The organism is Candidatus Leptofilum sp. (assembly GCF_965223525.1).
Classification (GTDB): Bacteria; Chloroflexota; Anaerolineae; order Promineifilales; family Promineifilaceae; genus Leptofilum.
In genome coordinates, this window is the sequence record NZ_OZ245005.1 from 743,976 (window position 1) to 763,031 (window position 19,056).

Annotated in this window: 16 protein-coding genes; 10 read left to right on the top strand and 6 right to left on the bottom strand. The window is 52.3% G+C overall.

The genetic code is table 11. From position 1 onward, the window contains the following. Positions 1 to 81 precede the first annotated feature (81 nt). Positions 82 to 345, bottom strand: coding sequence for a hypothetical protein (locus tag ACOQPM_RS20260; RefSeq protein ID WP_420632075.1), 264 nt, complete (start codon positions 343 to 345; stop codon positions 82 to 84). A gap of 67 nt (positions 346 to 412) precedes the next feature. Here ACOQPM_RS20260 and ACOQPM_RS20265 point away from each other — a divergent pair, with 67 nt between their 5' ends. Genes ACOQPM_RS20265 through ACOQPM_RS20290 form a run of 6 tightly spaced genes read left to right on the top strand, consistent with a single transcriptional unit; the run spans position 413 to position 7,558 of the window. Next, positions 413 to 1,015 carry a TetR/AcrR family transcriptional regulator gene (locus ACOQPM_RS20265; protein ID WP_420632076.1) on the top strand — a complete coding sequence of 201 codons (603 nt, stop codon included), beginning with the start codon at positions 413 to 415 and terminating at the stop codon, positions 1,013 to 1,015. Continuing rightward, complete coding sequence (locus ACOQPM_RS20270; protein ID WP_420632077.1) at positions 1,002 to 2,453, top strand: isochorismate synthase; 1,452 nt, start codon at positions 1,002 to 1,004, stop codon at positions 2,451 to 2,453. Before ACOQPM_RS20265 ends, ACOQPM_RS20270 begins: the two co-directional genes overlap by 14 nt. Before the next feature lie 9 nt (positions 2,454 to 2,462). Next, positions 2,463 to 2,999 carry a hypothetical protein gene (locus tag ACOQPM_RS20275; protein ID WP_420632078.1) on the top strand — a complete coding sequence of 179 codons (537 nt, stop codon included), beginning with the start codon at positions 2,463 to 2,465 and terminating at the stop codon, positions 2,997 to 2,999. Continuing rightward, a complete protein-coding gene (menD, locus tag ACOQPM_RS20280) occupies positions 2,996 to 4,771 on the top strand; it encodes a 2-succinyl-5-enolpyruvyl-6-hydroxy-3-cyclohexene-1-carboxylic-acid synthase (RefSeq protein WP_420632079.1) in 1,776 nt (591 codons plus the stop codon). The genes ACOQPM_RS20275 and menD overlap by 4 nt, the downstream gene beginning before the upstream one ends. Before the next feature lie 2 nt (positions 4,772 to 4,773). Beyond that, on the top strand, positions 4,774 to 6,336 hold the full coding sequence (locus ACOQPM_RS20285) for an AMP-binding protein (protein WP_420632080.1): 1,563 nt from the start codon (positions 4,774 to 4,776) through the stop codon (positions 6,334 to 6,336). 37 nt (positions 6,337 to 6,373) lie between these two features. Continuing rightward, on the top strand, positions 6,374 to 7,558 hold the full coding sequence (locus tag ACOQPM_RS20290; protein ID WP_420632081.1) for a mandelate racemase/muconate lactonizing enzyme family protein: 1,185 nt from the start codon (positions 6,374 to 6,376) through the stop codon (positions 7,556 to 7,558). On the opposite strand, the gene ACOQPM_RS20295 is transcribed toward ACOQPM_RS20290, so the two are convergent. Then, positions 7,555 to 7,941 carry a hypothetical protein gene (locus ACOQPM_RS20295; RefSeq protein WP_420632082.1) on the bottom strand — a complete coding sequence of 129 codons (387 nt, stop codon included), beginning with the start codon at positions 7,939 to 7,941 and terminating at the stop codon, positions 7,555 to 7,557. The two genes, ACOQPM_RS20290 and ACOQPM_RS20295, sit on opposite strands and share 4 nt — an antisense overlap. Positions 7,942 to 8,072: 131 nt before the next feature. Between ACOQPM_RS20295 and ACOQPM_RS20300 the strand changes: the two genes are divergently transcribed. Beyond that, positions 8,073 to 9,527 (top strand): bifunctional folylpolyglutamate synthase/dihydrofolate synthase, encoded by a 1,455-nt coding sequence (locus ACOQPM_RS20300; RefSeq protein WP_420632083.1) that lies wholly within the window; start codon positions 8,073 to 8,075, stop codon positions 9,525 to 9,527. A 65-nt stretch (positions 9,528 to 9,592) separates the two neighbouring features. Further along, positions 9,593 to 12,088 (top strand): endopeptidase La, encoded by a 2,496-nt coding sequence (lon, locus tag ACOQPM_RS20305; protein WP_420632084.1) that lies wholly within the window; start codon positions 9,593 to 9,595, stop codon positions 12,086 to 12,088. Between the two features lie 65 nt (positions 12,089 to 12,153). On the opposite strand, the gene ACOQPM_RS20310 is transcribed toward lon, so the two are convergent. The 4 genes from ACOQPM_RS20310 to ACOQPM_RS20325 all read right to left on the bottom strand — a co-directional run bounded on the left by ACOQPM_RS20310 (position 12,154) and on the right by ACOQPM_RS20325 (position 16,612). Next, complete coding sequence (locus ACOQPM_RS20310; RefSeq protein ID WP_420632085.1) at positions 12,154 to 14,703, bottom strand: DUF4132 domain-containing protein; 2,550 nt, start codon at positions 14,701 to 14,703, stop codon at positions 12,154 to 12,156. A gap of 1 nt (position 14,704) precedes the next feature. Further along, positions 14,705 to 15,097, bottom strand: coding sequence for a hypothetical protein (locus ACOQPM_RS20315; RefSeq protein WP_420632086.1), 393 nt, complete (start codon positions 15,095 to 15,097; stop codon positions 14,705 to 14,707). A gap of 103 nt (positions 15,098 to 15,200) precedes the next feature. Beyond that, a complete protein-coding gene (locus tag ACOQPM_RS20320) occupies positions 15,201 to 16,259 on the bottom strand; it encodes a hypothetical protein (protein ID WP_420632087.1) in 1,059 nt (352 codons plus the stop codon). Further along, positions 16,247 to 16,612: a hypothetical protein gene (locus ACOQPM_RS20325; protein WP_420632088.1), complete on the bottom strand. Its 366-nt coding sequence runs from the start codon at positions 16,610 to 16,612 to the stop codon at positions 16,247 to 16,249. The genes ACOQPM_RS20320 and ACOQPM_RS20325 overlap by 13 nt, the downstream gene beginning before the upstream one ends. Positions 16,613 to 16,779: 167 nt before the next feature. Here ACOQPM_RS20325 and ACOQPM_RS20330 point away from each other — a divergent pair, with 167 nt between their 5' ends. Then, positions 16,780 to 18,096, top strand: a complete 1,317-nt coding sequence (locus ACOQPM_RS20330) for a S1C family serine protease (protein ID WP_420632089.1) — start codon at positions 16,780 to 16,782, stop codon at positions 18,094 to 18,096. A gap of 113 nt (positions 18,097 to 18,209) precedes the next feature. Then, positions 18,210 to 19,028 (top strand): thioredoxin, encoded by an 819-nt coding sequence (gene trxA, locus ACOQPM_RS20335; RefSeq protein WP_420632090.1) that lies wholly within the window; start codon positions 18,210 to 18,212, stop codon positions 19,026 to 19,028. Positions 19,029 to 19,056: the final 28 nt, after the last annotated feature.

Here is a 19,056-nt window from a genome sequence, read left to right on the forward strand (position 1 = left end):
CATATTTCTCCTTAACATCTATCTGAATTTAAGCAACAGGCTTGTGCTGAGCGCAGCCGAAGTAGCACACAGAGGATTGTCTTAATCACCTTGTTGTTCTTTCAGATAGATTCCAATGCTTTGCAAGGCAAGTAGGGATTGCTCATCACAAAGCAAGACAATAATTTGAGGAAGTGTGCCGCGCCGATGTGACAGCAGCGTGACAGATTGTAACACCTTCCCAACGATGGCCGAAAAGTAAAAGTTATCTCCCCAAAACGGCCGTTTTGTGTTATTTTCAAGGGCAAACTTAGTAGACTGACTAGTCGGTTCAATATGAATTGAGCCAGACTTCAAAAGTCTCATAAACCAACTTGGTCAACACCAGAACTAACCAAGACTTTTGAAGTCTACATGCACAAAGAGAAAGAAAATGAATGAATCCACCGCCAAACGAGACCCAGACCAAACCCGCACCCGCATTTTGGATGCGGCACTCAACATTTTTGCCAGTAAAGGGTATTACAACACCAAAATGGATGAAATTGTAGACGAATCCCAAACATCCAAAGGATCGATCTACTTTCACTTTCCCAACAAAGAAAGGCTGTTTCTGGCTCTGGTAGACCAGTTTGCCGACCTGCTAGAGCGGCGCGTTACAGAGGCGATTCAGCAAGAGAAAGTAGGCATTAACCGCGTGCGCGTCGCTCTAGAGACGTGCCTAACCACCTTTGGCAAATATCGCCGTCCAGCCAAGCTGCTGCTAGTACAGGCGGTAGGGCTGGGCAGCACCTTTGAAAACAAGCGCAACGAGGTAAACGATCGCTTCGCCGACCTCATTGCCACCTATTTGCAAGAAGCAATTGACGTGGGCGACATTCCACCAACCGATGTAGAAGTTGTGTCTTACGCCTGGATGGGAGCCATTTACGGAGTGATTATTCGCTGGGTGTACACGAGCGAGCCAGACCCGCAGCGGATTATGGATTCGTTATTGCCAATTTTGTTAAGGAGCGTAGGGTTTGAAACAACGTGAAAAAGAGACTAGAGATTGGGGACCAGAGATTGCACAAAAATCGCCAATCTCCAATCGCCAGTCTCTAAAAAACGGCCGTCTCCTCTCCGTCTCCATCCCAGCACCTGGGGTAGAAACGGCCGTCTTTCTGCAACAAGCCCTCGGCCAGGAACGGTTCTTCTGGAGCGGGGCTAACGGCGGACTCACTCTGGCTGGCTTTGGGACAGCCGCCAATCTCATTGCTTGGGGGGAAGCACGTTTTACACAAATTCAGCAGCAAGCCACTGATTTATTTGCCGATGCAGTGATCCAGGGGAGTGAACGGCCGTTCGTCGGACCTCGTCTCTTCGGCGGTTTCTCCTTCATTGACAACTTCACCCCCGACAACACCTGGTCAATTCATTACCCAGCCCAGTTCGTCCTGCCCCACTACCAGCTCACCCAGCAAGGCAATGAAAGTTGGCTCACTCTCAACGCCATCCTGCCCCCAGACGAATCGCCCAAAACCCTCCTCCCTGAACTCCAAACCGCCCTAAAAGCCCGCCTCAAGCTGCTGCGAAATGTCATGTCACCCAGTCACCCAAGCAACCGAAGGTTTCCCACCCCTTCCCCCCTTCACATCAACTACCCAATGGGTTATAAAGCGTGGAAAAAGATGATCACCCACGCCACCCAAACCATGCAAAATGGGCCGCTGAACAAAGTAGTGCTTGCACGCGTCTGCGAAATTCGCTACGGGCAAAAGGTGAATGTGGACGGTGCATTGGCTTACCTAAACGCCACCTATCCGGACTGCTACCGCTTTTTGTTTGAGCCACGGCCGTTTCACGCCTTTTACGGTGCTACACCAGAGCTCATTGTGGGGGTAAACGGCCGTTCCCTCACCACAATGGGTTTGGCTGGGTCAATTGGTCGTGGGAAAACCCCAGCCGAGGACGAAACCCTCGCCCAAGAACTGCTCAACTCCGCCAAAAACCAGCATGAACACGCCCTCGTGGTGGAATCAATCCGGCGGCGATTGGAACCATTAACCAGTGAACTCAACATTCCCGATCAGCCCAGCATCCTCCAACTGGGCTACATCCAGCACCTGTTCACCCCAATTCACGCCACGCTCAAACAAGCCGATGGCGTTTTGCCTATTGTGCAAAACCTGCACCCTACCCCCGCCCTGGGTGGCCAGCCGCGTGAGCTGGCTATTCCCTTCATTGGCCAGACAGAGCCAGTGCCGCGCGGTTGGTATGGTGCACCCGTTGGCTGGCTGGATCACAATCTGGACGGCGCATTCGGCGTGGCCATTCGCTCCGCCATCACCCAAGATCGCCGCGTCTGGCTCTACTCCGGCGCAGGCATCGTCGCTGACTCCGACCCACAAGCCGAATGGGAAGAAACCGCGCTAAAATTTAAGCCAATGCTCAATGCCCTTGGCTTGTCAGCAACCATCCCAAAGGAATTTTAGGAACTCAACATGTGGGAAACAATGGAATTTATTTGGTCAAGACTGCTTATCTTTTCTTTCTGGCTAGCAATCCCTTGCGTCATTCTGGGCTTTATTGAAATGATGTTATTAGTTCGCAAAGGCGGAACAAAACTTAAACGTGGTTTCAAGATTTACGGCCGTTCATTATCCACCAACGAACGAAACTTTCTGGAATCCCTCAATAAAGATATTGAGACCAAAGAGAAAAGTTTGTTGTGGAAGTACGAATGGGGATCGATCCGCAGAATAAACAATGAAATTCTTGTCCAATTCCGCAGTCCCAAATGGCGAACCAGTTGGCCCTATGTTGGTTACATCAACCTGGCACAACCCCTCACAGAAATGCAATATCGCACAGTAATTTTCCCCCACCTGGTTTTACTGCCATTCATCATATCTGGTGTTGGGGCGCTTTTTGTGGCACCGTTAATGTACTTAAATTTTCGCAACGAAACGCGTGGCATTGACAAGCACCTAGAAAAACTGTCCAAAAACCATCCAGAAAAGAACCAAACCATTTCATGAATCCAAACATTTTGTACTCCAGCTTATTTGTTAACAGTCTGGCAATTGTCGGACTACAATCTGTCGTGATTTCCCCTGGTTCGCGCTCCACGCCGCTGACGCTGGCGTTTGAAGCCCATCCGCAAATTGAGACGTTTCTGCACTTGGATGAGCGGGGCGCGGGTTTTTATGCGCTGGGGATGGCGTTGGCCAGCAACAAGCCTGTGGCTTTGGTTTGTACGTCGGGTACGGCCGTTGCCAACTACCTCCCCGCGATCATCGAAGCTCGGATGAGCCAGGTGCCGCTGCTCGTCCTCACCGGCGACCGCCCCCACGAACTGCGCCACAGCGGAGCCAACCAAACCATTGACCAAGTAAAGATTTTTGGCGACCAAGTGCTTTGGTCAGTGGATATGCCCATCCCTCAAGAAAATCCGCCAGAGGTTGCGCTGAGACATGTGCAGACAACGGCCGTTCGTGCCGCCACCACCGCCAACGGCATCAGTAAAGGGCCAGTGCATGTGAATTTTCCCTTCCGCAAACCGTTGCAGCCAGAGTTCAGTGAACCGTATTCAGTAATTAGTAATCAGGTCACAATTCACAATTCACAATTCACAATTCATAATTCCGCAGGCAAAATCACTCCCACCACAGACCAACTCGACTGGCTAACGGCCGTTCTCATCCAACACCCCCGCGGACTCATCATCTGCGGCCCGCGCTGCCCCAACGACGACTTTCCCACAGCGGTAACGGCCCTGGCTCAGCAAACTGACTATCCTCTAATAGCCGATCCGCTGTCCAGCGTACGTTTTTTTAGCCGCAGAGACGAGGAGATCGCAGAGAAAAAATTCGCGCAATCCGCGGCCAATTCAATCATTAGTGGCTACGAGACGTTTTTACAAAGCGACCCTGGCTGGCCTGAACCTGAAGTGATCGTGCGCTTTGGGCAGATGCCCACCAGCAAATGGCTCAACGCCTACCTCAACAAGATCAATCCGGCGATCCGGTTACACATCCGCGAGAACGGCGTTTGGGCGGACGATAGCCATCGTACCACCCACTTTTGGCAGATCAACGAAACGGCCGTTTGCCAAACCCTCACCACCCGTCTGCACCATCACCAACCCAACCCAACTTGGCAGCAAACCATCCTCGCCACCGAGCAGGCCACCTGGAACACGCTGGAAAGCCAGCTTAACCAACATTGGTTCGATGGCGCAGCCATCGCCACCCTGCTGGCGCAGTTGCCGGAAGGGGCAAACTTGCTCATCGGCAACAGCCTGCCCGTGCGCCACCTGGACCAATACGGCCGTTCCCGCGCCAAAACGATCCACATCTTCGGTAACCGGGGCGCATCTGGCATAGATGGCAATATCGCCACCGGGCTGGGCGTGGCTCAGGCAACTGGCCGCCCAACCTTCATTGTCGTGGGCGACGTAACCGCCCTGCACGATTTGAACAGCCTGCTGCTGGCTCGCCAAATGTCCAACGCCACTATTATCGTGTTCAACAACAACGGCGGCGGCATCTTCCGCCGGTTGCCCGTTAGCCAACACGAGCCACCTTTTTCAAGCCGCTTTCTAACACCACACGGCCGTACCTTTGCCCACGCCGCTGCTATGTTTGAACTGGATTACATTCGGGTAGAGAATCGAAGTGAGTTTGTAAATGCGGTAGAAACGGCCGTTACCAACCTTACACCACGCCTCATTGAACTCATTACCAACGGAACCAAAGACGAAGAAATCCGGCAGAAAATCAATAACATCATGGGAAAGTTTAGGAGCTAACTATGCAAGATTGGCTTTCCAGCCGGGCACAAGCCACACCAAATAAGCTCGCCCTCATCATCGGCACTCAGCACTGGCGTTATGGGGAACTTAACCAGATGGTCAACGCCGTCTGTGCCCGGCTGCAGCAAGAAGGCATAAAGTCTGGCGATTTTGTCGCGGTGCTGCTACCCAACGGCCTACCCTACGTCTGCTTGATACACGCGCTGGCTCGACTAGGTGCCATTCTCGTCCCGCTCAACACCCGCCTCACCCCCGCCGAACTGGACTGGCAAATCAAACATGTCAACGTCCGCTGGCTAATTTCTGATGTGGATTTAGCCAAAGATGCGGGTGAATGGTTAATGGTTACCTGTAAATTGTTAAGGGTTAATCAGGCGTGGTTCGAGCCAACATCATTAATCATTAACCATTTACCATTTAATATTGACCATTATCACTCGGTGGTTTTCACCTCCGGCACCTACGGCAAGCCCAAAGGGGTGCTGCTTACCTTTGCCAACCACTTTTGGAGCGCCACCGCTTCGGCCTACCGACTGGGGCTGCATCCCAACGACATTTGGCTGAGCGTGCTGCCGCTGTACCATGTGGGTGGGCTGGCGGTGCTGTTTCGGAGCTGTTTGTACGGCACGGCCGTTTCCCTCCACGCTCGCTTCAACCTGGAAGCCATCAACCAAGACCTGGACAACAACCCAATCACCCTTATTTCGCTGGTACCAACCATGCTGCACCGCCTGCTGCAAAGCCGCACCCACTGGCCTGCTGGCCTGCGCCTCATCCTCCTCGGCGGCGCGGCCGCTACGCCAGAACTGGTGCAGCGAGCCAATGCGCTACCGCGTTCGGTGAACAGTCATCAGTCATCAGTAATCGGTAATCAGGCAACTGACCACCAATTACCGATCACCGATTACCGATTACCACTAGTCGCCCCCACCTACGGCCTCACCGAAGCTGCCTCCCAGGTTGCCACCATGCTGCCCACGGACGCGGTTCGCAAACCTGGCAGCGTGGGTAAGCCGCTCATGTTTACTAGTGTAAAAATTGTGGATGAGAGTGATGAGGAACGGCCGTCCAACGAAATTGGCGAAATTGTGGTGAGTGGACCAACCGTCACGGCTGGCTACTTCCAAAAAAAGACTAGAGACTGGAGACTTGAGGCTGATCCCAATCTCCAATCCCCAGTTTCCACCATCCACACCGGCGACCTCGGCTACCTGGACGACGACGGCGACCTCTTCCTGGTGCAGCGGCGCAGCGATTTGATTGTGTCTGGCGGAGAGAACATCTACCCAGCAGAGGTAGAAGCCGTGCTTCGGCAACATTCACAAGTTACCGAAGCGTGCGTTGTTGGCATCCCGGATGCAGAATGGGGGCAGCGGGTGGCGGCGATGGTTCAGGTTGGGGTGGAAAAGGCCGTTACTCACCAAGAACTCATCACCTTTTGCCGCGATCACCTCGCTGGCTACAAAATCCCCCGCCAAGTTGAGTTGGTAACTGAATTGCCCCTCACCGCTTCTGGCAAAATCGGCCGCAAGCAAGTGGCTGAACAGTTACAAAAGCGGTAGCGAACGGCCGTTGCCATTAACAAGGAAGGAGCAACCCATGAAAATCGCAACCGTAAAAACCTTCATCGTTGGCGTTCCCCCGCCCCACTTTGGCGGACGCTACTGGATTTTCCTTAAGCTCGTCACCGATGGCGGCGTGGTTGGCTATGGCGAAGTCTACTCCGTTCCCTTTCACCCCCATGTCGTCGCCAAAATGATTGAAGATGTGTGCGAACGGCACGTTATCGGCGCAGACCCGTTCCAGATTGAGCGGCTGTGGCGCATCATCTACTCCAGTGGCTACACGCAACGCCCCGACACCGCAATCCTGGGCATTCTCAGCGGCATCGAGATGGCCTGCTGGGACATCATTGGCAAAGCGGTGAACAAGCCTGCCTACGCCCTGCTGGGCGGCCAGGTGCATGAAAAGCTGCGCTCTTACACCTACATCTACCCCCAGCCAGAAGACAAAACCGATGTGTACCAAGATGCAGAGCTAGCGGCAAAACGGGCTTTGGAATATGTGGCGAGGGGATTTACGGCCGTAAAATTCGATCCCATCAGCCACTACTCCGCCTTCGACCCGCGCCAACTCACCCTAGAAGCCCTCGACCACGCCGAAAAGTTCGTCAAAACGCTGCGCGAAGCCGTAGGCAGCCGTGCCGACCTACTTTTTGGCACCCACGGCCAAATGACCCCCACCGCCGCCATTCGCTTGGCCAAGCGGCTTGAAAAGTACGACCCACTTTGGCTGGAAGAACCCACCCCACCCGACAACCCCATCGAGATGGCGCTGGTTGCTCGCGCCACCAGCATCCCCGTTGCCACTGGAGAGCGGCTAGCTACCAAATATGAATTTGCCCAGTTGCTACACCATCGCTCTGCCGCCATCTGGCAAATGGCACTGGGGCGTGTGGGAGGATTGCTAGAAGGCAAAAAGATCGCCAGTATGGCCGAAGCCCACTACATCCAAATTGCCCCTCACCTCTACTGCGGCCCTATCGCCGCTGCCGCCGACATCCAACTGAGTGCTTGCACCCCCAACTTCCTCATCCAAGAAAGCATTTTGGATTGGAGCGGCTTTCACGCCAAAATACTCAAAAAGCCGCTGGATTGGCAAAATGGCTACATCATCCCTCCCACCGAACCTGGCTTGGGCGTAGAGCTAGATGAGTCCGTCCTTGCCGACTACCCTTATGAAGATGATAAACTTCATCTGGAAATGGTTGAGAATCCAGTTTAGCCCAAAATACCTGTGTTAATCAGGCGCAGGGCAACGCCAAAGAGAAAGAGGTTGCTAAAGGCCAGCACCCACTGCCCTCGGTTGGAATCGTCGCCGCGCAGGGCGGTGAAGTAGATGAAGGGCAGAAAGACGACGACAAATGCCCCGTACAGCACATGCACCTCAGGCCGAGCTAACGCGGAGAGACGGCCGTTTACCCACAAAACCACCCCAATCAAACTTTGCAAAACAAACAATCCCTGACCAATCGCCGCTGCCCCCAAGTAACTGCCATCCACCGACAGCCCACGAATCGCCCGTACCAACCCCCACACACCAATCGCCAAAAAAAACATCCAGGCCATATTAGAAAGCCCTTCATGCAACACAATCACAAATCCCATCTAAATTACTCCCAATTTCAATTCGGCATTCTATTGCGTATTTCGTATCGCGTAGTTGAGAAAGCCATACGAAATACGCACTATTTTCGCCCTCTTCCATCAAACGCCACTATTGGTTACAATCGCAGCCTATGAACAACTTGGCGACTAACACCACAAACAACCAAACCGACGCGGCTGCATACGAGCAGGCGTTGGATTATCTCTATAGTTTTATCAACTTTGAGGCCAAAAAACAGGATCGGTACATGGCCAGCAAGCTGGACCACACCCGCCCTGGTCGCCTCATGGACGCGCTGGGCAATCCCCATACGCAATTTCCCAGCATTCACATCGCAGGCACCAAGGGCAAAGGCTCCACCGCCGCCATCTGCGCCTACACGCTACGCGCCGCAGGCTACACCGTTGGCCTCTACACCTCCCCCCACCTGCAAGATTTCCGAGAACGGGTGCGTATTTTAACACCAGATGATGCAGACGGCCGTATTTCCAAGCCACATTTCATCCACCACATCAACAAAATCCGCGCCCTCGAAGCCCAATTCCCCGATATTACCTGGTTTGAGATTCTCACCGCCATCGCCTTCCTGCAATTTGCGGAAATTGGCGTGGATATAGCCGTGGTGGAAGTGGGTCTAGGCGGGCGGTTAGACGCCACCAACGTCCTCACCCCGCTCGTCTCCGTCATTACCCGCCTCAGTTACGACCACACCGATTTGCTGGGCAACACCCTCACCCAGATCGCCCATGAAAAAGGGGGCATCATCAAGGCCAGCATCCCCGTCATCACCGCTAATCAGGAGCCAGAAGCAGCCCAAGAATTATTGAAAATTGCCACCGAGCGCGAAGTCCCCATTAGCATCATCGGTAAAAATTGGGAATTTGCAGGCAGCGACACCACCCAACCCAATCTGCAAACGCTCACCATTACCCACAGCCCGGTTCCTGAACAGATTCCGCCCGGCAGCCAGTTCAGTTTACCGCTGGGCGGCGAGCATCAACTGGAAAACGCCACAATCGCCCTGGCAACCCTCCAGCAGGTGCAAACTCACTTCCCTAAACTCACCCTGGCAACCCTGCAAGCGGGGCTAGCCAGCGTTCGCTGGCCAGGTCGCCTAGACATTATCCATCCTGGCGACGAAGCGACCCCCACACTACTGGTAGATTGTGCCCACAATCCCGATGCCATCCACAAGCTGCGCGATGCCCTGCACCACAGCTTTAGGTACAATCGCCTCTGGCTCATTTTTGGCGCCCCCGCCGACAAAGACGTGCCGCAAATGTTAGCCGATCTACTGCCGCTGGCGCACCACACTACCATGACCACCGCCAGCCACCCACGCAGCGCCACGCCAGACCAATTGGCAGAAATTGCGGCGGAGTTGGGCTTTGTGAGTACGGCCGTTCCCGACATGGCCACCGCCCTCACCATCACCTGGCACCAGGCCCAACCCGGCGATCTCATCTGCATCACTGGCTCTATCGTTGTCGTGGGTGACTTGCTAAATCAGTGGGAAAGTCTACAATCTCAACTGTTGAACAATGCTCAGTCAATGTCTCATCAAAGGTTAGAGACTGGAGATTAGAGATTTTTTAATCTCCAGTCCCCAATCTCCGCTCTCTTTAATTCAGATTTCCATTGGAAAACCCTATGTCCCTAGACGAAGAATTCGGCTTCGGCCAATACCCAGATTTACTCGACGCCATGCCTGGCTTGGAAGATGACCTCTTCCCCCAACGCGAAGAAATCGCCGATGAAGATGGCCACATCGAACTCGCCTTCCTGCCCTTGCGAGACATTGTGCTTTTCCCACAAATGGTGATGCCCCTCTTCGTTGGCCGCGAGCGATCCCTTGCGGCTGTAAAAGCAGCCATTGCCAACGACGAAAACATGGTCGTCGCTGCCCAAAAAGACAGCGATGTGCCAGACCCCACCGCCAGCGACATCTACAGCCTAGGCACCGAAATCACCATCGGCAAAGCCCTCAAAATGCCAGACAACAGCACCAGCGTATTGGCGCAAGGCCGCCGCCGCGTCGAAATCGTCGAGTTTACCCAATGGGAACCCTACATCCGCGTCCGCGCCAAAGTGATTTATGAGCCGATGGATTGGGATCGCAACACCGAAGCCCTCATGCGCGCCGTCCTAACCCTGTTCGAGAAAACCGTCATGCTCAACCGCAACATGCCGGAAGATGCCTACACCTTCGCCATCAACATTGACGAACCGGGCTGGATGGCTGATTTTGTCGCCTCCACACTCAACATCCCCATTGACATGCGCCAGGACGTGCTGGAAACGTTTAATCCCAGCGAGCGGCTGCAAAAAGTGAGCATGTTGCTGGCCAAAGAGCTGGAAGTGCTAGAGCTGGAAGACCAAATTCACTCCCGCGTACAGCAAGAGATGGATCGCTCTCAGCGGGAACATTTCTTGCGTGAACAGATGCGTGTCATCCAGGGGGAATTGGGCGAAGGCGACCTGTTTAGCCAGGAAATCTCTGAAGTGCGTGAACTGGCTGCTTCCAAGCCGCTGCCTGATGTGGTGCGTGCCAAAGTAGACAAAGAGATTGCGCGGCTTGGTGCTATGCCGCCTATGTCACCGGAGGTGGGCATCATTCGCACCTACATAGATTGGGTGCTGTCGCTCCCCTGGCTAGAAACCTCTGAAGACAATCTAGACGTGGCCCACGCTGCCGAAGTGCTAGACAACGACCATTACGGCCTGGAAAAAGTGAAAGACCGCATTCTGGAATATATCGCTGTCAAAAAGATTGCCTCAAACAAGATGCGTAGTCCCATTTTGTGCTTTGTGGGTCCACCGGGAACGGGCAAGACTTCGATCGGCCGTTCCATTGCCAACGCGCTGGGGCGGGAATTTGTGCGAATTAGTCTGGGCGGGGTGCGTGATGAGGCCGAAATTCGGGGCCATCGCCGCACCTACATCGGAGCCTTGCCAGGACGCATCATCCAGGCCATGAAGCGGGCTGGCACGCGCAATCCCCTGTTCATGCTGGATGAGATTGACAAACTGGGTAACGATTTTCGGGGCGATCCGGCGGCTGCCTTACTGGAAGTGCTGGACCCGGAGCAAAATTATAGCTTTGCTGACCATTACCTGGATTTGGATTACGATTTGTCGCAGATTTTGTTCATTACCACTGCCAACTATCTGGATACCATTCCACCAGCACTGCAAGACCGGATGGAGGTTATTGAGTTTTCTGGCTATCTGGAAGAAGAGAAGCTGGAGATTTGTCGCCAATTTTTGGTAACGCAGCAGCTTGAAGCACACGGATTGGATGATTTAGATTTGGAATTTGCGGATGATGGTTTGCGGACGGTTGTTCGTGCGTACACGCAAGAAGCGGGGGTGCGTAATCTGGAGCGCGAGGTGGCCAATGTGTGCCGTAAAGTCGCGCGGGATGTTGCTGAGGAACGGCCGTATCCCACCCAAATCACCGCCGAAAAAGTAGAAGAGCTGCTCGGTCCGCCCCGCTTCAATCAGGAAATGCTGCAGGATGAAGACCAGGTGGGCATTGCCACCGGTGCCGCCTGGACGGCCGCTGGCGGCGACATCCTCTTCATCGAAGTAAACCTGATGCCCGGCAAAGGCAATCTCACGCTCACGGGCCAGCTAGGCGACGTCATGCAAGAAAGTGCCCGCGCCGCCCTCACCTACACGCGCAGCCAGGCCGAGGTGCTGGGCATTGACAGCGAACGATTCGAAAAGACCGATATTCATGTGCATTTGCCAGAGGGCGCAGTACCCAAAGATGGCCCGTCGGCGGGCGTATCGCTGGCAACGGCACTTATCTCTGCCTTTACCAATCGGCCCATTTACCGGGACGTGAGCATGACGGGCGAAACCACGCTGCGTGGTCGTGTGCTGCCCGTGGGCGGCATCCGCGAAAAAGCGTTGGCGGCACGGCGGGCGGGCATCACGAAATTCATTTTGCCCAAGAAAAACGAGCGGGATTTAGAGAACATCCCAGAAAAGCTGCGGGACAATTTGGAGTTTGTGCTGGTAGAAAAGGTGAGCGAGGTGATTGCGGCAGCGATGCACCCACCGAGGCCACACATTCGGAAACGGCCGTCGCGCAAGCATCCTCCCCTGCCCAAAATCCCGCCGAGCACACCGCCGTCTTAGCATTTACAATTTTGGATTCAAGACTGGAACGGCCGTAACACCAACAACGGAGTGGCGCAGTCAGATTAGCCTCTCGTTGTTCCTTTGATCTGCCTCAAAATTGTTGGGTCTTTAATCTCGGTGTCATGTGCAAGTAACAATATCTTGCTTAAAATGATGGATAACATCCGATCGCCTTCAAACGGCAGAAACATCTTTGATGAAGCCGATTTCCCCCGATTGCTGCCCCGGACAATGCACAAATATTGTCCACTGGATGACAGAAGAATGTTGCCACTGCCCAAATGAATTTTGTAAGTGTGGTACTCTCCCTCAACTTCTACAAAACGCCCCTTCAGCGTACACTGCTCGGCAACTTTGAGCTTAGGTAATATCGTTTCCAGAACCGCTTTGCGCGTCTGTGCAGTTTGGGAAAGATCGCCAATAGAGTAGCTATGCCAGTAATCAATATAGTGTCCTTCTGATCGGCCATCAACCCAGGTAGGATCATTACCGACACTAGCCACACCTACAAACAAATCAACGTCTCGCATAATCTCCGAGAAAACAAGGGCTGGTATTTCTGATAACGGCAGCGGTGCATTTTCCTGATTGTCCTCCCGATACCGTGCCCGGTAACCGCCTCCGCCCGCGTGGGCATAGTTATGAACACTACCTAAAGCATAAAAACGCACCTGATCCGTTGCTACATAATGATAAGTGCCAGCTTCCGTTGTATCCGCGCCAAAATCTTCGCCAATGCCCTCAATCCAAAACTCTGCCCTAAGGTTCCAATGGAGCAGTTCGCGCATGGCGGGCGGATATTCATCGTCCACCAGCAGACGCAATTTGTTGCGCCAGCCGCGCACAGCGCACAAGCTGTGGAATTGATGCTGACGCAAGATATGGGCAGCAAAGCGGTTAGAATAGGTTTCAGTTTGGCGTTCTGCATCGGTTAGCAAATATATTTCGCGGTGGGCTTGTTTAAAGGGCTGCTGAATTTGATGCGCTTCTAGCCACTGTCGCCAGGCAAGAACCGTTTCAGCAGCTTCTTGTAAAGGATGCCAGAGAATAACCTTTGTCTGCTCATTGAGCCATTCAACAGGTTCTCCCGAATTAGTTACCAATTGCCCTTCATACCAAACGGCCGTTGCCTCCGACTCATCATTCGCAAAACGCCACAACAGGCGGCGGGCAATGGTGCCAACTAGCGGATGATTAAGATACCGTTGGCTCCAAGTGGCATAATCCCATGCTTTTTCTGCCAGATAGAAGTTTTCAATGCGGTCGCGCTGGGCCGGCAGCATTTTTTGAATATCTTTTGCCCGCTGCTTGAGCGATTTTAGCTGCTCCGCAAAATTCTCTTTGACAGCTTTAGGCACTGATTTTTGTGGTTTGCCGTCTGGTTTGCGCCATGAAAGCTGGGTAGAAGATGTGCCGGTTACTTGTAAAACGGCCGTATAATCTCCAAACGTTTCTTCTCCTTGCCCAACATCAGTCAAGGAATACGTTGGAACTGCCAGCTCCTCAAGCTCTTCGCGTGGCAATTCTTCCCGCTTGGCCACCGTCACCAAGGCTTTCTCAATTCCTTTTTGAGCAGTGCTAAATTTAGCTTTCACCTTCAACAGCATCAACTGTTCAATTCCTACTTGCCCAGGTATGTTGCCCAACGCCCAAATGCAGGCATTCCCCACGCGCAAACAGCGCGGCCCCACACCAGGCACCTTGCGGTATGCTGACAATGCTAAAATGGTCAGGGCACGGGCAATTTCACCGTCTTCTCGGTAGGCACAAAGCCAGGCTAAGCCTTTTAAGACATCAGCATTTGAATTATCAATCAGCAAATTTGGATCTGCCCCCCAGGCAACGGGGTCTCGTTGAATAGTAGGTGGTTTGTCTACCAGAGGAAACCAAATCAGGACGTTGTCTTTGAACTGTTCATAAGTGACCGCGTCCAATAGGTTTTGTGCTTTTTCAAGCCATTTTTTTGATGGTTGACCGCCGCTAGCCGATTGTGCATGATCCAGTAATTGAATCCAGGCAGATTGCTGCGCTTTCGACTGTTGTTGAACAGCAGCAATCGCCACATCACTCCATGCTTCCCCAGCAAGAATCGGCAGCGTATAGGTTTCTATTGCGGCTAATTTATTTAGCTGAGCAATTTGGCGGCGTAGGGTCGGATTAGAATAAGATGAACTGCTAACTTGATTGATGACATTTTCTACAGCTTTACTTACCTGTGGCGTCAGTTGATTGTTCTTTAAGTAGTGCTTTATCTGTTTGATAACATTGCTGAGCGGCGGCTGATACATCTGCTCAAAATCAGCTAGCCATTCCAAAAGAGTAATTAGTTGGGCATGGGAAAAAGGCAGATGTTTATTTAACAGTTGGTAAGCCACTTGTTGGCATAGAACTGCTTGTTGTCGGGCTTTTTGAGAGACCCCGTCAAACCGAATGTATTTAATCGCATCCAGTACGAAGATACATTGATCTTCCCGACTTAGCGCAAATATTTTTTTACCAACATCCGATGATTCAAGGTCAAATTGCCAGTAATCATCATTTGCTTCGGCCAATAATTCATTCAGCGAGGGATTACCACTTTTTGAGCCAAAGATTTGATTAAGCAAGCCCATCTTACCCTCCCACTAACGGGAACAGTTTTATAAAGACAATATTGGCATCTGATTTTAACCGTACCAATTCGTCTAAATCATCCACCTGGCGATCATTGACCAAGAGTAAAAAACCATTGGCCTGAAAAGATTCTAAGGCGCTGGCGTACTGTTCTTCCCAATTAATCTGACGCGGTTTGCGAAGTTTAAATCCGTTTAAGGCTACTTCAGCATCGGTAGGTTGCACCAAGCCACGAAACAGACCGCTTTTTCGGGCGTTGTACTGGCGCACTTCTTCATACACGCGGCTCCGAATGATCTCACGCACGGTGACGATTTCGGTTAGAAAATCCAGGGTTAAGGTTTGGGGCTCTCTCTCAAAAGTGGTTTGATCTGTGATGGTTAATGTTGGCATCTTCTTTCCTTAGCTCTATTATTGGAACACATGTTCTATTTTAATATTTTGACTTGCATTTGTAAAGTCTGAATCGAGCAAGAAAATCCCCTTCTTTTGAATTCTAATTCTCTGTGGGCATGACACGGCCGTTTTGCGTTGCAGTTGGCGCGTAGCGGAAAGTTTGCAACTGTTGATTGACGCTTACCCAGGGATGGTAGCGCGTTTGCACAGCTTCCAGCGGATAGATAAGCTGCTTTTTGTGCGTGGTTTCCATGATGTAGGTACGGCCGTTTTCCTGATACGATATCCAGGCATGTGAAATCAAACGCCCCTCATTGCCATTCTCACCAAACGCAGTTCGCCCCACCACGAACTCCGCCGGAATGTTTAGTTCCTTTAGCTTGCGCCAGGCCCACAAAGCATGATCTTCGCAATCCCCCTGGCGGCGCGATTCAAATTCGCTGGGATGCTGCCACACGTCCCCTTGGCCAAACAGCTCCCGATCCCCAACATATTCGCACTGCTGTAACCAATGGCAAATGTCGTCGAGTGATTGCACCTTAACTTGGCTTTCGCCGTTGAGGTAGTGAGTAAACGGCCGTCTCGACCCTGCCCCAAACTGTGTGTGATGAATTTTGGCAGCTTCCCTCTCGTAACGCAGCGGCAGCCGATAATGATACACCATCATTTCCAAAAGCTGCGGGATGGGTACGGGCATTTCTTGCTGAGTGATACGGCGGGAACGGCCGTTTGCCAGCGTCAGCACCAGCACCTTTGTCGGTTCAGGGGAGCGGTTGCTTGTGATTGTGTGCATACTTAACGAAGCAAGTTCCTCTACCCAAATTTCTTGCTTGTGGAAGGGAAAGCAAATCACAATTCTGTCCGGCAGCAGCGTCAGCCGCCAAGTAAAGTAAAAGCTCAAGTACAAAAACAGCCCGCTGATGAGCAGCGGCCATAGACCAAAGAAGATCATAAAAGCCGCCTCAAAGCCTGCCTCATCGAATGCGCTCCAGATGATGCCGCCGCCCACAAACCCGCAAAGCAGGCTAATGCCCAGACTAAACAAGAAGGCTCGGAAACGGCCGTTAATTGTTTGCGGCAGCGGTTGGCGAACCTGTGCCTTCCGGTCTGTCTGCAAGGCTGGCGCACGATATTTTAGTTCGCCGATCAGATCAAACACATCGTTGATGTGTCGCTCCAGAAAAATCGTTTTGTGTGGGTTTTAATGGTGAGTGCAATTTGGCTCCGTCGCACATTCTGAATCGAATCGTACGACAATGCCACCGTCCGACCAAACTGCCGAACGATTGCTTCATCGCTCGTCAGCTCAACAGAGCCAAACGTTGCCAGCAACGACCAGCCTGAATAAACGCTGTAAAGTAAAATGAGCCCTTCCACCAGCAAGAGCCAACCTCGGCCATTAGCTGGCCAAACAGCCCAAACCAACCCCAACATGCCCAGTGTAAAGGGAAATCCGATTAACCAAAAGATGCGAAAGAAACGGCCGTATTCGTAACGTTTTATTGTCTTCACAGCTATAATCATAACTGAATCTCTTACGAACAAAATGGCAGATTGAGGCAAAGCAAATTCTCATAAGCAACTTAGGTCATGTTTATTCTTTTTTTACAACTTTGTGTCACAATCTACCCTGCAAAAAAGTATGATAGCTTTGCAAAAACGCATTGGAGGAACCATCCGTGAAAAGAACAACTTACCTGCTAACAATCCTGACCCTTCTTGGCCTGCTTTTGGTCGCCTGTGGCAGCGCAACCACCACCAACTCAGATAGCGATACGGCCGTTGTCACCGACGACGACGGCATCCTCAACACCTCAGCCCAAACGAGCGTGGTGGAAGATGAAGATGAAGTGGCGCAGGATACGGCCGTTGCTGGCGACATCGTAACCACCCAAACCTACATCAACCTGTACAACCAGCTCAACCCATCCGTTGTCAACATCCAGGTATTGGCCGAAGGGATCCCCATTGATCTCAGCCAATTTGAAATTGACATCATCCCCGACCCAGACAACCCCAATGATGGGCCACTGGAAATACCCGACGACTTTCATCAGGAATTAGGCGAACGGCCACAAGAAATACAGGGCTCTGGCTTCGTCTACGACACGCAAGGGCACATCATCACCAATAACCACGTCGTGGCCAATGCCATTCGCGTCACCGTCGTCTTCTCAGACGACACCGAAGCGGAAGCCGAAATCATCGGTACAGACCCCGGCTCCGACCTAGCCGTCCTTAAAGTTGATGTTGATCCGGATCGTCTACATCCCGTAACCATGGGTGACTCAGACAGCTTGCAGGTGGGGCAACTGGTAGCCGCCATTGGCAATCCGTTTGACTTGGCTGGCTCCATGTCCACTGGCATTATCTCCGGGCTTGGTCGCTCGCTGCCCAGCGAGGCACGCGCCCCCAACGGTGGCGTCTTTACCATCCCCGAAATTATCCAAACAGACACCGCCATAAATCCTGGCAACTCTGGCGGCCCACTGCTCAACCTCAGCGGCGAAGTAATCGGCGTCAACACGGCCATTCAAACCAACGGCTTCATTGGCACAACGCCCAGTTTCGGCGGCATTAGCTACGTTGTGCCGTCTAACATCGTCACCCAGGTTGTGCCTCAGCTCATTGAAACTGGTGAAATCGCCTATCCCTGGCTGGGTATTTCTGGCACGACTCTGGATGATGATTTAGCGCGCGCCATGGATTTGCCCGTAGAGCAAAATGGCGTCCTTATTTTCCAAGTGCTCGAAGGCAGCCCAGCTGATGAGGCCGGTTTGCGCGGAAGCGAAGAACCAATCCAGATCAATGGCTTCAACACCGTCATCGGGGGCGATGTCATCACCAAAATGAATGATGAAACCATCAACGATTTTGATGATCTGTTAACCTACATCGTGCGGCGCACCAGCGTTGGGCAAACCGTCACGCTGGAAATCATCCGCGACGGTGAACCGCTAACCGTTGAGGTTACCCTCCAGGCACGGCCAGAGTAAGAAAGGGTTCGAGTTTGCAAGTAGCAAGTGCTGTTACAGGCACAGTTGCATACCTGCAAACTTGCTTCCTTCATGCTAAAATTTAACCAAGACCACGCAACGAGGTTATTCCCGTGATTATTGATGTCAATGAAGAAACTTTTATTCAGGATGTATTGGAGCAGTCTGAAGAGCTACCGGTGATTGTAGATTTTTGGGCACCCTGGTGTGGCCCTTGCCGCATGTTAAGCCCCATTTTAGAACGTCTGGCCGAAGACCCTAGCCTCAATTTTATATTAGCAAAAGTGAATGTGGACAACAACCCGAATCTGTCTATGCAGTACCGCGTACAAAGCATTCCGGCCGTTCTTGCCTTTGTTGATGGCGAGATAGCTGATGACTTTATTGGCGTGCAGCCAGAGCCAAAAATTCGCCAATTTATTCAGCAACTCATTCCCAGTGAGTTAGACGAAGCGTTGAGCGATGTTCAGAGCCTGTTGGGAACCCGTCACTGGGTAAAGGCGGAGCAAGCCTTGCGCGATCTCATTGAAGAACATCCAAAGCGACCCGATGTGGCCTTAAACTTGGCCAAGACGTTGTTGGCGCAGGGCGAAGGTTGTGAGGCGCGCGGTTACTTAAAAACGGTCAAAGACGGGCAGGCTCTCATCGAAGCAGAAAAATTGCTGCCATTAGCCAATTATCTCTGCCTAGTGGCCGAAGATTTAACTGACGAGCCAGAACTGCCTGAACTGGAAATTCAGTATCGTCAGGCGGCGCGGCTCATTAGTCGGGGTAATTTGGCGGCAGCGATGGACGGTCTACTGGACGTGCTGCGCCAGGACAAACGGTATGGTGAGGCACGACAGGTGATGCTCGCCATGTTTGCGCTGTTGGGTGACGACGATGATCTGACACAAGCCTATCGTACTGAGTTGGCAACTGTATTGTTTTAACTTTTTTACCGCTGCGGTGAAAATTTTT

Coding starts and splice junctions, on each gene's coding strand:
- menD (WP_420632079.1), top strand. CDS start 2,996: ATGAATCCAAACATTTTGTACTCCAGCTTATTTGTTAACAGTCTGGCA.
- ACOQPM_RS20265 (WP_420632076.1), top strand. CDS start 413: ATGAATGAATCCACCGCCAAACGAGACCCAGACCAAACCCGCACCCGC.
- lon (WP_420632084.1), top strand. CDS start 9,593: ATGTCCCTAGACGAAGAATTCGGCTTCGGCCAATACCCAGATTTACTC.
- ACOQPM_RS20285 (WP_420632080.1), top strand. CDS start 4,774: ATGCAAGATTGGCTTTCCAGCCGGGCACAAGCCACACCAAATAAGCTC.
- ACOQPM_RS20315 (WP_420632086.1), bottom strand. CDS start 15,097: ATGCCAACATTAACCATCACAGATCAAACCACTTTTGAGAGAGAGCCC.
- ACOQPM_RS20295 (WP_420632082.1), bottom strand. CDS start 7,941: ATGGGATTTGTGATTGTGTTGCATGAAGGGCTTTCTAATATGGCCTGG.
- ACOQPM_RS20290 (WP_420632081.1), top strand. CDS start 6,374: ATGAAAATCGCAACCGTAAAAACCTTCATCGTTGGCGTTCCCCCGCCC.
- ACOQPM_RS20275 (WP_420632078.1), top strand. CDS start 2,463: ATGTGGGAAACAATGGAATTTATTTGGTCAAGACTGCTTATCTTTTCT.
- ACOQPM_RS20260 (WP_420632075.1), bottom strand. CDS start 345: ATGAGACTTTTGAAGTCTGGCTCAATTCATATTGAACCGACTAGTCAG.
- ACOQPM_RS20300 (WP_420632083.1), top strand. CDS start 8,073: ATGAACAACTTGGCGACTAACACCACAAACAACCAAACCGACGCGGCT.
- ACOQPM_RS20310 (WP_420632085.1), bottom strand. CDS start 14,703: ATGGGCTTGCTTAATCAAATCTTTGGCTCAAAAAGTGGTAATCCCTCG.